The 11,956-nt window shown below is 68.2% G+C and carries 13 protein-coding genes; 8 read left to right on the top strand and 5 right to left on the bottom strand.

What is annotated here, in order from left to right:
- Window positions 1-3 precede the first annotated feature (3 nt).
- On the bottom strand, window positions 4-432 hold the full coding sequence (locus U9J39_RS28175; RefSeq protein ID WP_326348686.1) for a VOC family protein: 429 nt from the start codon (window positions 430-432) through the stop codon (window positions 4-6).
- 87 nt (window positions 433-519) lie between these two features.
- Here U9J39_RS28175 and U9J39_RS28170 point away from each other — a divergent pair, with 87 nt between their 5' ends.
- Window positions 520-1,086, top strand: coding sequence for a TetR/AcrR family transcriptional regulator (locus U9J39_RS28170; protein WP_326348685.1), 567 nt, complete (start codon window positions 520-522; stop codon window positions 1,084-1,086).
- Window positions 1,087-1,109: 23 nt separating this feature from the next.
- On the opposite strand, the gene U9J39_RS28165 is transcribed toward U9J39_RS28170, so the two are convergent.
- Window positions 1,110-2,024, bottom strand: coding sequence for a LysR family transcriptional regulator (locus U9J39_RS28165; RefSeq protein ID WP_115707830.1), 915 nt, complete (start codon window positions 2,022-2,024; stop codon window positions 1,110-1,112).
- Between the two features lie 111 nt (window positions 2,025-2,135).
- On the opposite strand from U9J39_RS28165, the gene U9J39_RS28160 reads away from it, so the two are divergent.
- A complete protein-coding gene (locus U9J39_RS28160; protein ID WP_116312053.1) occupies window positions 2,136-3,023 on the top strand; it encodes a DMT family transporter in 888 nt (295 codons plus the stop codon).
- A gap of 104 nt (window positions 3,024-3,127) precedes the next feature.
- Window positions 3,128-3,976, top strand: a complete 849-nt coding sequence (locus U9J39_RS28155) for an acyl-CoA thioesterase (protein ID WP_115707834.1) — start codon at window positions 3,128-3,130, stop codon at window positions 3,974-3,976.
- 11 nt (window positions 3,977-3,987) lie between these two features.
- On the opposite strand, the gene U9J39_RS28150 is transcribed toward U9J39_RS28155, so the two are convergent.
- Window positions 3,988-5,247 carry a muropeptide transporter gene (locus U9J39_RS28150; RefSeq protein ID WP_326348684.1) on the bottom strand — a complete coding sequence of 420 codons (1,260 nt, stop codon included), beginning with the start codon at window positions 5,245-5,247 and terminating at the stop codon, window positions 3,988-3,990.
- A gap of 99 nt (window positions 5,248-5,346) precedes the next feature.
- On the opposite strand from U9J39_RS28150, the gene U9J39_RS28145 reads away from it, so the two are divergent.
- Together U9J39_RS28145 and U9J39_RS28140 are read left to right on the top strand one after the other, a co-directional pair.
- Entirely contained in the window at window positions 5,347-6,315 is a 969-nt protein-coding gene (locus tag U9J39_RS28145; protein ID WP_115707836.1) for a M48 family metallopeptidase, read from the top strand.
- 94 nt (window positions 6,316-6,409) lie between these two features.
- Window positions 6,410-8,479, top strand: a complete 2,070-nt coding sequence (locus U9J39_RS28140; RefSeq protein ID WP_326348683.1) for a S8 family peptidase — start codon at window positions 6,410-6,412, stop codon at window positions 8,477-8,479.
- A gap of 68 nt (window positions 8,480-8,547) precedes the next feature.
- On the opposite strand, the gene argC is transcribed toward U9J39_RS28140, so the two are convergent.
- On the bottom strand, window positions 8,548-9,495 hold the full coding sequence (argC, locus tag U9J39_RS28135; protein ID WP_115679169.1) for an N-acetyl-gamma-glutamyl-phosphate reductase: 948 nt from the start codon (window positions 9,493-9,495) through the stop codon (window positions 8,548-8,550).
- 184 nt (window positions 9,496-9,679) lie between these two features.
- Between argC and U9J39_RS28130 the strand changes: the two genes are divergently transcribed.
- Both U9J39_RS28130 and U9J39_RS28125 read left to right on the top strand, forming a co-directional pair.
- Window positions 9,680-9,976 carry a type II toxin-antitoxin system MqsR family toxin gene (locus U9J39_RS28130; protein WP_326348682.1) on the top strand — a complete coding sequence of 99 codons (297 nt, stop codon included), beginning with the start codon at window positions 9,680-9,682 and terminating at the stop codon, window positions 9,974-9,976.
- Between the two features lie 26 nt (window positions 9,977-10,002).
- A complete protein-coding gene (locus U9J39_RS28125; protein WP_326348681.1) occupies window positions 10,003-10,428 on the top strand; it encodes a type II toxin-antitoxin system MqsA family antitoxin in 426 nt (141 codons plus the stop codon).
- On the opposite strand, the gene U9J39_RS28120 is transcribed toward U9J39_RS28125, so the two are convergent.
- Complete coding sequence (locus tag U9J39_RS28120) at window positions 10,410-11,186, bottom strand: exodeoxyribonuclease III (RefSeq protein ID WP_025586397.1); 777 nt, start codon at window positions 11,184-11,186, stop codon at window positions 10,410-10,412. The two genes, U9J39_RS28125 and U9J39_RS28120, sit on opposite strands and share 19 nt — an antisense overlap.
- Window positions 11,187-11,213: 27 nt before the next feature.
- On the opposite strand from U9J39_RS28120, the gene pyrE reads away from it, so the two are divergent.
- Window positions 11,214-11,909, top strand: coding sequence for an orotate phosphoribosyltransferase (pyrE, locus tag U9J39_RS28115; protein WP_172582592.1), 696 nt, complete (start codon window positions 11,214-11,216; stop codon window positions 11,907-11,909).
- The last annotated feature ends 47 nt before the right edge of the window (window positions 11,910-11,956 follow it).

The following is an 11,956-nucleotide window of genomic DNA, read 5'->3' as shown; positions in this document are numbered from 1 at the left end:
CGCCTAGCCCGGCAGCGCGCCGGCCTGGTACTGCGCCGCGAATTCCGCCGACGGCGGGATCGGCTTGATGATGTCGATCAGCACGCCGTTGGGATCGGCGGTAATGAAGTGCCGTTGGCCGAAGGCTTCGTCGCGCAGTGGCTGCAGGATCGGCAGGCCCGCCGCGCGCAGCCGGTCATGGACCGCATCCGCGTCTTCCACCTCGAAGTTCAGCAGCAAGCCCTGCGCGCGCTGGCCGCGAGCCGGCACGGGGATGGTGTCGTGGCTGCCGTCGAGCACGGCGAGGTTGACCGATGGCTCGTCCGCCAGCTGCAAGTGCACGTACCAGTCGCTGGCGAACAACGCCGTGAAGCCGAAATGATCCTGGTAGAACGCGGCCGTCCCGGCCACGTCGGCGGTCATGAGGACCGGGTAATAACTGGTGACTTTCATGATGGCTTCCCCTTGGCTGAAATACATGCAGTCTGTATGTAAATGGATATTAAGATACAGGCTGCATGTTTGCAAGGAAACCGAAGCGTGTCCCGAACCAACCGCGAGCGTACCGAAGCCACCCGCCAGGCGCTGACGGAGGCCGCGCGTGCCCTGTTCGTCAGCCGTGGCTACGGCGACACGTCGACGCCTGACGTCTGTGCCGCCGCCGGCATCACGCGCGGCGCGCTGTACCACCACTTTGCCGACAAGCGCGACCTGTTCCGCCATGTGCTGGCCGAAGAAGCCGCGGCCGTCGCCGCCGACATCGAAGCCGCCACGCCGGCGGGGCAAGACGCGGCCGAGGCCCTGCTCGATGGTGCTCAAGCTTACCTGCAGGCGATGACGGTACCCGGACGCACCCGCCTGCTGCTGGTGGAGGGGCCGGCAGTGCTGGGATTGCGCGAGATGCTGGCCCTCGACGAAGCCAACGCCGCCCGCACCCTGCGCGAGGGGCTGGAGGCAGCGGGCGTCGATGCAGGCGGCGTGGCGCCGCTGCTGTCGGCGGCGTTCGACCGTGCCGCGCTGGAGATCGAAGCCGGCGCCGATGCCGGCCGCGTGCGCGACGCGATGCTGTGGCTGCTGCGCCGGGTGCTGGGGCAGACCGGGGGCTAGCACCCCCGTGCCCCAGCGGAGCGTCAACGCGGCGCGTCGCCGGCGCTGCCTGCCAGGTGGTCGACGAAGGCCCGCACCTTGGGCGGGACATGCCGCGTCGGCGTGTACACCGCGTACGCCGTGCCGATGTAGGGCTCCAGGATGTCCCAGTCGCCCAGCACGGTGACCACGCGCCCCCGCTCCAGCGCATCGCCCAGCGAGAAATCCGGCACCAGACCGATGCCGGCATCGCGCTCCACCATGCTCATGATCGCCAGGCTGTTGTTGAGCGTCAGCCGCGGCGGGATGCGGACCTCCACCTTGTCGCCGCCGGACTGGGGACGCAGGGTCCAGCGCTCGCCGAAATTGCCGTAGCCCAGGTACAGGCAGCGGGCGGCCGGCAGCTCGGCCGGCGTGGCCGGCGCGCCGTGGCGTTCCAGATAAGCGGGGGAGGCCACCAGCCGGTAGCGTACCTCGCGCAGCGGCCGCGCCGCCAGGCCCGGGGCCAGTTCGCGCGCGATGCGCACGGCCACGTCCAGGCCCTCTTCCACCAGATCGACCATGCGGTCGGCCAGGGTCAGTTGCAGGTCCAGTCCCGGATACTTCGCCAGCAACGGCGGCAGCCGCGGCGCCAGCCAGGCTTGCCCGAACGACACCGGCGCGCTCACGCGCAGCACGCCGTGCGGCGCGCCGCCGTGCTCGCCGGCCAGCGCGGTGACCTCGCGCGCGGCCGCGGTCATGCGCGCGCAGGCGGCGTAGACCGACTGGCCCAGCTCGGTCAGCGCGAACGCGCGCGTGGTCCGCTGCAGCAGGCTTGCACCGAGCCTGGCTTCGAGCCGGGAGACATGGCGGCTGACCGCCGACGGCGTCATGCCAAGGTCCTGTGCGGCGGCCGAGAAGCTGCCGCACTCGACCACGCGCGCGAACACCGCCATCGCATTGAGTGGCGCATCAAGCATGCTGAATCCCCTGTCTTTGACCTGTAGTCAAATACTAATTGAGGTCTGGCTGCATTGTTGACTTTGGCGACGAGTGAAACAATGCTGGCATTAGCTAGACCGGAGTTCCTCATGCCTTCGCAACAACCCCAGCCCGGCGGCGCCTGGCGCATGGTGGCAGCCATGATGCTGTCGGGCACCATCGGCTGGTTCGTGGTAACCAGCGGCCAGCCGCCGCTGGATGTGGTGTTCTTCCGCTGCCTGTTCGGTGGCGCCGCGCTGTTGGGCGTGCTGACCTTGCAGCGCGGCTGGGTGCGCATGACCCGCGCCCAGGCCGGCTGGCTGGTGCTGGGCGGGATCACGCTGGTGCTCAACTGGCTGGCGCTGTTCTCGGCGTACGCGTACAGCGGCATCGCCATCGCCACGGTGGTCTACCACACCCAGCCGTTCTTCCTGCTGCTGCTGACGTCGGTGCTGCAGCGCGAGCCGTTCCCGTTCGCGCGGCTGCCATGGCTGCTGCTGGCCTTTGCCGGCGTCATGCTGATCACCGGGCTGGAGCACGGCGCGGGCGGCGCGTCGATGCTGGCCGGCATCGGCCTGGGCCTGCTCGCGGCGCTGCTGTACGCCGTGACCACGCTGGCCACGCGGCGGCTGCAGGCGATCCCGCCGGGCCAGATCGCCGGCCTGCAGATGGTGCTGGGCGTGCTGATGCTGGCACCGCTGGCGCACCCGGCGGCGGGCAGCTATGGCGGCGGCACCTGGGCGGCGCTGCTGGCGCTGGGGCTGGTGCACACCGGCGTGATGTACACGCTGCTGTATGGCGCCTTCCAGCGGCTGTCGGTGGTGTCCATTGCCACGCTGTCGTTCATCTATCCGCTGGTCGCGATCGTCATCGACGTAATGGTGTTCGGCGTGGTGCTGGGGCCGTTGCAGGTGGCCGGCATGGCGCTGGTGCTGCTCGGGGTGGTTGCCAACCAGCTCGGCTGGGCGCTGCCGTTGCGGCGGCGGGCGCAGGGATGAGGCTCAGGACACGGCCAGCGGAAGGCCGCGCTTGACCGTAGCGCTGACTACGGTTAGTGTAGGCAGCTAAGCGAACGATCGTTCTATTCCAACCTGCTTCCGCCATGTCCACTGCGCCCCAGATCCACGCCGACGCTGCCGCCAGCCAGCTCCATCCCTTCGACGACGCGCTGGCGCTGGCGCCGGCCGGCGAACACCGCTTCCAGGGCCGCACCACGCCGGCGTACTGGAACATGATCGGGCCGTTCGGCGGCATCACGGCCGCCACGCTGCTGCAGGCGGCGCTGGACCATCCGCAGCGCCTGGGCGAGCCAGTTTCACTGACCGTCAACTTTGCCGGCCCGATCGCCGAGGGCCCGTTCGAGATCGAGGCGCGCCCGGTCCGCACCAATCGCTCGACCCAGCACTGGACCCTGGAACTGCGCCAGGGCGATGCCGTGGCCACCACCGCCACCGCGATGTTCGCGGTGCGGCGCGACACCTGGGCCTGCGGCGAAGCGGTGATGCCGGACGTGCCGGCCGCCGACGTGCTGCCGACCATGGGCGGGTTTGCGCCGGTGCGCTGGCTCAAGGCTTACGACATGCGGCCGGTGCGCGGCGCCAAGCCAACCGCGGAGGCCGGGACCGAGCACCCGGACAGCCTGACCCAGTTCTGGCTGCGCGACGCGCCGGCGCGCACGCCGGATTTCGCCGCGGTGGCGGCCTGGGCCGACAGCTTCTACCCGCGCATCTTCCTCAAGCGCGCGGGCTTCGTGCCGGCCGGCACGGTGTCGATGACCACGTATTTCCATGCCGACGCGGCCACGCTGGCCGCGCTGGGCGACAGCCATGTGCTCGCCAGCGCGCAGGCGCAGGTGTTCCGGCAAGGCTTCTTCGACCAGCGCGCGCAGCTGTGGAGCGCCGCGGGCGAGCTGATCGCCACGTCGCACCAGATCGTCTACTACAAGGAATAGGCCCGGCCCGCTCAGGCCACCGCTTCGCGCGCCTGAGCCTCGTAGCGGTGCACGGTGTGGCGCATCGCCCAGAGCAGCATCACGCCGGGCAGCGCCACCGCCACGGTGCCCAGATAGAACGGCGCCCAGCCCCAGGCCTCGACCAAATAGCCCGACGTCGGCCCCACGTAGACCCGGCCCACCGACGCCAGCGCCGACAGCAGCGCATACTGCGTGGCCGAGAACGAGCGGTTGCACAGCGTCATCAGCAGCGCGACGAAGGCCGCCGTGCCCATGCCGCCGCACAGGTTCTCGACCGCGATGGTGGCGCCCATGGTCCACAGGTGCGGCGGGGTCACCGCCAGGATCCAGTAACCGAGGTTCGACACCGCCTGCAGCACGCCGAACAGCATCAGCGAGCGGTACAGGCCCAGGCGCACCATCAGCGTGCCGCCGAACAGCGCGCCGAGGATGGTCGCGGCCAGCCCCAGGGTCTTGTTGACGATGCCGACCTCACCGGCGGAGAAGCCCGCGCCGCGGATCAGGAAGGTGGTCGACAGGCTGCCGGCGAAGGCGTCGCCCAGCTTGTACAGCACGATCAGCAGCAGCAGCCACCAGGCCCCGGGGCGCGCGAAGAAGTCGCGCAGCGGGCCCACCACCGCCTCTTCCAGCGAGCGCGGCGCGCGCGCGGGCACGTCGGGCTCCGGCGCCCACAGCAAGGTCAGGATGCCCACGCCCATCAGCGCCGCCATCAGCAGGTAGGTCTGCTGCCAGCCCAGCACGCGGTCGGCCAGCCATAGCGCGAGACCACCCGAGACCAGCATCGCCAGCCGGTAGCCCAGCACCTTGACTGCCGCGCCGGCGCCGCGCTCCGCCGGGCGCAGCACGTCGGTGCTGTAGGCGTCGAAGACGATGTCCTGCGAGGCCGACAGGAACGCCACCAGCGTGGCCAGTGCCGCCAGCATCCACAGCGCCTGCTGCGGCGGGCAGAACGCCATGCCGGCGATGCCCAGCACCAGCCCGACCTGGGTCAGCAGCAGCCAGCCGCGCCGGCGCCCCATCAGCGGCGGGGTGTAGCGGTCCATCAGCGGCGCCCACAGGAACTTGAAGATATAGGCCTGGCCCACCAGCGAGAAAAAGCCGATGGTCTTGATGTCCAGCCCTTCGACCGTCATCCACGCCTGCAGGGTGCCGGAGGTCAGCGCCAGCGGCAGGCCGGAGGCGAAGCCCAGCATCAGCATGGCGCCGATGCGGCGGTTGCGGAAGATGTCGAGATAGGTCTGGAAATTCATGGGTGGGGCAGCCGTGTGCCGCCCGTGCGGCTGCGCGGGCGCCGTGTATTATTGCACCACCTGTTTGCCCACTCTCCGATTGCGCCCAAGGAATCGCCCATGCATCGCCGCCTGCAAGGTGTTCAGCGTCCCTTCCGACTGCGGCTGGCCCGTGCGCTGGCGCTGGCCGCGGCCGTGCTGCCGCTCGGCTGGAGCGTGCCGGCGCCGGCGCAGCCGCAGGACGGCAGTGCCGGCGGCATCCGGCTCAACCCGGGCGGCTCCGCGGTGCGCAACATCGTGCCGGCCGAGGTGATCGAGCAGCAGGCCGTGCAGGAGTACGAGCAGCTCAAGCAGGAGGCCATCGCCAAGCGCGCCCTGGCGCCCGACAACCATCCGCAGCTGGTGCGCCTGCGCGCCATCGGCAAGCGGCTGCTGCCGCAGACCGCGCGCTGGAACGAGCGCGCGCGGCAATGGCAGTGGGAGATCAACCTGATCGGCTCGAAGCAGGTCAATGCGTTCTGCATGCCGGGCGGCAAGATCGCGGTCTATACCGGGCTGCTCGACCAGCTCAAGCTGACCGATGACGAAGTCGCCATGGTGATGGGGCACGAGATCGCGCACGCGCTGCAGGAGCATGCGCGCGAGCGCGCCGCCAAGTCCGAGATCACCAACCTCGGCGCCAACGTGATCTCGCAGCTGTTCGGCTTCGGCAACCTCGGCAATATGGCGCTGGGCACGGGCGCGCACCTGCTGACGCTGCGCTTTTCCCGCTCCGACGAGTCCGAGGCCGACCTGATCGGCATGGATGTGGCCGCGCGCGCCGGCTACGATCCGCGCGCGGCGGTGTCGCTGTGGCAGAAGATGGGCAAGGTCTCGCAGTCCGGCGCCGAATTCCTGTCGACCCATCCGTCCGGGCGCAGCCGCATCGCCGACCTGGAAAAGCACTTGCCCGAGGTGCTGCCGCTGTACGCGCGCGCGATCCACACCACGGTGGACAAGCTGCCGCCCTACCGCCCCAATATGACGGGGCTGGGCGATGCGCCGGTGGATGCCGGCGACGAGGACCGGCAAAAGCCGCTGAAGCGCTGAACGGCGCCGCGGCCCGCCGCGCCACATTCCGCACAGCGCCTTGATGGCCTGAAGCCGGCGCCGGGAACAATGCGTCAACCGCAGGGGGACCCGCATGAGCCTGAACCGCATGAGCCCGTCGGAACGGCGGGCCGCGTATCTGCTGATCTTCGCCGGCTGCGAGGCCGAGCCCGACCGCTTCACCAGCGACCTGCCGGTCAGCTCCGAAGTCTGGTTGCTGTATGCGTCCGGCGAATCGTTCGAGGTGCCGCGCGGCCTGCTGCTGACCCCGCACCACGGCGCCGGCATCGCCGCGCTGCGTGCCGCGGTGCTGCGGCGCCTGCCCGCGCTGGCCGGGCCGGCAGCGGACCAAGCCGGCCCGCGCTTCCTTGCCGCCAATGAATCCCATCTGCTGGCGCAGATCGATTTCTTCGACATGCTGCGCCTGCTGCCGCTCACCGCCTGGTGGCAGCGCGAAGTGCGCGCGCCGATGGCCGGCATCAGGTGGACGCCCGCCGCGCGCCGCGCGCTGGCGCTGAGCCTGACCGGCGATGCGCTGGTGCGCTGGCTGGGCGAATCGGTGCTGGCCCATGTCGGCAGCGAGGCGGCGCTGGCGCGCTTCAAGGACATCGGCTACACCGCGGCGCGTACCCGCTTCGGCGGTCTCGCCGCGCCGGCCGGGCAAGCGCTGGGGCGGCTGGTCAATGTGGCCGCGCAGTACGTCGCGCTGACGCTGCTGGGGCTGCGCGACGACAGCTTCCCGCCCGGGGGCCTGACGCGGCGAGTCACGCAGGCCAGCCGACAGGTGCTGGAGACGCTGTGGGAGTGCCTGCGTGAGGACCATGTGGAGGGGCCAGCCACGCCGACAGCCGGCATGGCCGCCGGAGACGTCGCCGCTGCCGCCGCCATCTCGCCGCTATGGCGCATCTCGGTCAACCGGCCGGCCGAGCACGCCGTGTTCGCCTCGCGCAAGACCGTCAAGGCCGATGCGGCCATCCGCGTGTTCGATACCGGCGGGCAGGGCGTGCGCTGGGCCGTAATCGATTCCGGCATCGACGCGCGCCATCCGGCCTTCTTCGATCCGCTCAAGCTCGACGGGCCGCTGTCGGTGCGCGACGGGCTGATCGCGCCGCGCCTGTCGCGCGTGGTCAGGACGCTGGATTTCACGCGCCTGTCGGCCATCACCAGCGGCCGCCTGCCGCCCATGCCCAAGGGCAAGCGCGGACCCGGCGAGGCGGAACTGCGGCAGCGCATCGCCGCGATTGCCGAGGACCTGGCGCATGGCCGCATCATCGACTGGTCGGTGATCGAGCCCCTGCTTGAAATCAGCCACGATGACCCGGCGCAGTACGTGGCGCCGGGCGGCAGCCACGGCACGCATGTGGCGGGCATCATCGGCGCCGGCTGGCCGTCGTCGGCCTACCTGGCGCGGCCAGACCCCATGCCGCTGCCGCCCGAGCTGATGGAGGCCGGCGATGTCAGCGGCATCTGCCCGCGCATCGAACTGCTCGACCTGCGCATTTTCGATGCGCAGGGCAGGGGCGACGAGTTCGGCATCCTGGGCGCGCTGCAGTATGTGCGCTGGCTCAACCAGAGCCGCGACCGGCAGTCTGTGCATGGCATCAACCTGAGCGTGGCGTTGCGCCACGACGTGCGCAGCTACGCCTGCGGCAGCACCCCGGTGTGCGTCGAGTGCGACCGCCTGGTGGCCAGTGGCGTGATCGTGGTGGCCGCGGCCGGCAACTATGGCTACGACGAGGCCTTCGCCGCCGAGCACATGGGCGCCGGCTTCCGCGGCCAGACCATTACCGATCCCGGCAACGCACGGGCCGTGATCACGGTGGGCGCGACCCACCGCACCGATCCTTACCGCTTCGGCATCTCCTACTTTTCCAGCCATGGCCCCACCGGCGATGGCCGCATCAAGCCCGACCTGGTCGCGCCGGGGGAAAAGATCACCTCGACCGTGCCCGGCGGCACGCTGGCGTCGATGGATGGCACCAGCATGGCGGCACCCCATGTGTCCGGGGTCGCGGCGCTGCTGCTGTCGCGCAACAATGAACTGATGGGCCAGCCCGAGACCGTCAAGAGCATCCTGTGCGCCGCCGCCACGGACCTGGGGCGCGAGCGCGCCTTCCAGGGCGCCGGGCTGGTCGACGCGCTGCGCGCGCTGCAGCGGGTGTAGCCCGACGCCGCAGCGAGCAACAAAAAAGCCGGCAGTGCCGGCTTTTTGATGTGCGGGAGCGGCTGGCCTCAGGCGCGCAGTCCGCTGGCCTCGTCGGCGCCCACATGCACGTTCATGCATTGCACCGCGGCGCCGGCCGCGCCCTTGCCCAGGTTGTCCAGGCGCGCCACCAGGTTCAGGCGCTCGGCATTGCCGAACACGAACAGGTCGACGCGGTTGGTGTCGTTGTTGGCCTGCACGTCGAAGAAACCGCCGTCGAGGTTGTCGGCGCTGTTGTACGGCATCACGCGCACGAACTGCTCGCCTTCATAGTGCTGGCGATAGATCTCGACGATCTGCTCGGGGCTGACCTTGCGCGCCAGCCGCTCGGCAAACACCGGCACCGTCACCGCCAGGCCCTTCAGGAAGTTGCCGACGATGGGGTTGAAGATCGGCGCCTGGGCCAGGCCGGCCTGCACGCGCATTTCCGGCAGGTGCTTGTGCTCCAGGCCGAGCGCGTAGGGACGCGGGCTGTTCAGCTTCGGGTTACCGCCGGCTTCGAACTCGGCAATCATCGACTTGCCGCCGCCGCTGTAGCCGGTCAGCGAGAACGCCGACAGCGGGTAGTCGGCCGGCAGCACGCCGGCATCCACCAGCGGGCGCACCGCCAGCACGAAGGCGCTGGCGTGGCAGCCCGGCACCGCGATGCGCTTGCTCGCGCGGATCTTGTCGCGCTGGCCGCGCGCCAGTTCGGGCAGGCCGTAGGCCCAGTTGTCGGCGGTGCGGAACGCGGTGCTGGCGTCGATCACGCAGGTGTTGGGGTTGGTCACCAGCGACACTGCCTCGCGCGAGGCCACGTCGGGCAGGCACAGGAAGGCGACGTCGGCGGCGTTCAGGAAGCGTGCTCGTTCGGCCGGGTCCTTGCGCTTGTCTTCGGCAATGCGCAGCAGTTCCACGTCGGCACGACCGGAAAGATAGTCAAGCAGCCGGAGACCGGTGGTGCCTTCCTGACCATCGACGAACACTTTGAAAACCATGGCTGACTCACTCAATGAAGTGCGGGGGAATGCTTTGGATATGAGAAATCTCCCCTGCCGGGCGCTGTGGGGAACCTGCATTGTAGCGGGGATGGGGGCCGGTCGCAGGGGTTTGTACGGATTGGATTATTGCGATTTGGCACAGTTCAGAACTTGCGGGCATTAACCAAATGGGTTAATTTGCATGGAGAAGGGAACAGCGCATTACAGCCTGGCGGAAGTGCGTGCACTTCTCGAGGCGGGACGAATGAGGCTGACTCGTACTGCTTACGACGGAGCGAACCAGATGGGGCTGAATAAGCGAAGTGTGCGTGACATACTTCTGCAACTTGCCCCCCGGGACTTTTACAAGAGCATGACAGCCTATGAGGATCACACGGTGTGGCAGGATGTCTATCGGCCTATCACACCGAATAGCGCCTTGTATGTGAAGCTCATAGTCACCGATGGCGTGTTGGTCGTTTCATTCAAATTCAGGTAGTTCGCAGAGCAAGGAGGAGCGGTCAGATGAAGTGCCCGGAATGTGGCGGCGCCGAACTCGTGGATGGACTCCGAGACGTGCCCTATACATATCGTGGCGAGACCACGGTAATTCGCGATGTCAGGGGGGATTGGTGCCCGAGGTGCGGAGAAGGAGTCATGCCCATGCATGACGATTCACTGGGCGAAGCGATGCTCGCCTTTAACAAGCAAGTCAACGCCAAATACCTGGACCCCACCTTCATCACTGAGGTTCGCAAAAAGCTCCGCCTTGATCAGCGCGAAGCAGCCGAAATATTTGGCGGGGGCGTCAATGCATTTTCTCGGTATGAGACGGGGCGAACCATGCCGCCGCTGGCGCTGATCAAGCTGCTGAAAGTGCTGGACCGCCACCCCGAACTACTAGCGGAAGTCCGGGCGGCCTGGAGCTATGGTCATAGCGGAAAGTTATAGTCGATCGACAGCGGCGCGTGGTCGCTGAACTTCTCGTCCTTGTAGATCGAGCACAGCTGCGCGGTGTCGGCGATCTTCGGCGTGGCGAGGTGGTAGTCGATGCGCCAACCGACGTTCTTGGCATAGGCCTGGCCACGGTTGCTCCACCAGGTGTACTGGTCCGGGCGCGGGTCCAGCTTGCGGAACACGTCGACATAGCCGTGCACGTCGAACAGCTCGCCGATCCAGGCTCGTTCCTCCGGCAGGAACCCTGAATTCTTCAGGTTGCCCTTCCAGTTCTTGATGTCGATTTCCTTGTGCGCGATGTTGACGTCGCCGCACAGCACGATTTCGCGGCCGCTCGCCTTCAGTTGCAGCAGGTGCGGCAGGAACGCTTCCATGAAGCGGAACTTGGCCAGCTGGCGTTCCTCGCCGCTCGAGCCGGACGGCACGTACACCGAAATCACCGCCAGATGCGGATACTGCACTTCCACATAGCGGCCCTCGCTGTCGAACTCGGTGTTGCCGAAGCCGGTGATGACCCGCTCGGGCTTGTGGCGCGTATAGAGGCCGACGCCGCTATAGCCCTTCTTCTCGGCGTAATGGAAAAAGCCGTGGTAACCGTGTGGCGCCAGGAACGCTTCCGTCATGTCGGCGGCCTGCGCCTTCAGTTCCTGCACACAGACCATGTCTGCGTCCTGCTTGCCCATCCAGTCGAAAAAGCCCTTCTTCGACGCGGAGCGGATGCCGTTGAGGTTGGCGCTGATAATCCGTAACATTCGGGGAAATTTTGAATTCAGAGAGAAATGATGACGCAGCAGAATCCGCCCGCGGCGACAGCCGGTACTGACCTCAGCCAGACCTTTATCCGCTTTGCGCTCGACGCGGGCGTGCTGTCGTTCGGCGAGTTCGTCACCAAGGCCGGCCGCAAGTCGCCTTACTTCTTCAATGCCGGCCTGTTCAACCAGGGCGGCATGCTGGGCCAGGTGGCGCAATTCTATGCGAAAACCCTGCTGGCCTCGGGCGTGCAGTTCGACGTGCTGTTCGGGCCGGCGTACAAGGGCATCACCCTGGCGTCGGCGACGGCGGTGGCGCTGGCCGGCATGGGACGTGATGTCGGCTTCGCCTACAACCGCAAGGAAGCCAAGGACCACGGCGAAGGCGGCACGCTGGTCGGAGCCAAGCTGCAGGGCAAGGTGGTGATCGTCGACGACGTGATTTCCGCCGGCACCTCGGTGCGCGAATCGGTCAACCTGATCCGCGCGGCCGGCGCCGAGCCCGCCGCGGTGCTGATCGCGCTGGACCGCATGGAAAAAAGCGGCACCGCCGAGCAGGTTGGCACGCATTCGGCGGTGCAGGACGTGCAGCGCGAATTCGGCATCCCGGTGATCGCCATCGCCAGCCTGAAGGACCTGCTGGCCTATCTCGATGCCTCGCAGGATCCCGCGCTGGGCGCCTCGCGCGAGGCCGTGGCGGCCTATCGTCAGCGCTACGGCGTCTGACACCGTTGGAGCGGACGGGCGCTGCCAGGCAACGCCCAACGCGTGGC

The sequence above is a fragment of the Cupriavidus sp. SS-3 genome (genome assembly GCF_035818815.1).
Taxonomy (GTDB): Bacteria; Pseudomonadota; Gammaproteobacteria; order Burkholderiales; family Burkholderiaceae; genus Cupriavidus; species Cupriavidus taiwanensis_C.
Note: the sequence above shows the minus strand (reverse complement) of the source record. Positions and strands in the feature narration are given on the sequence as shown.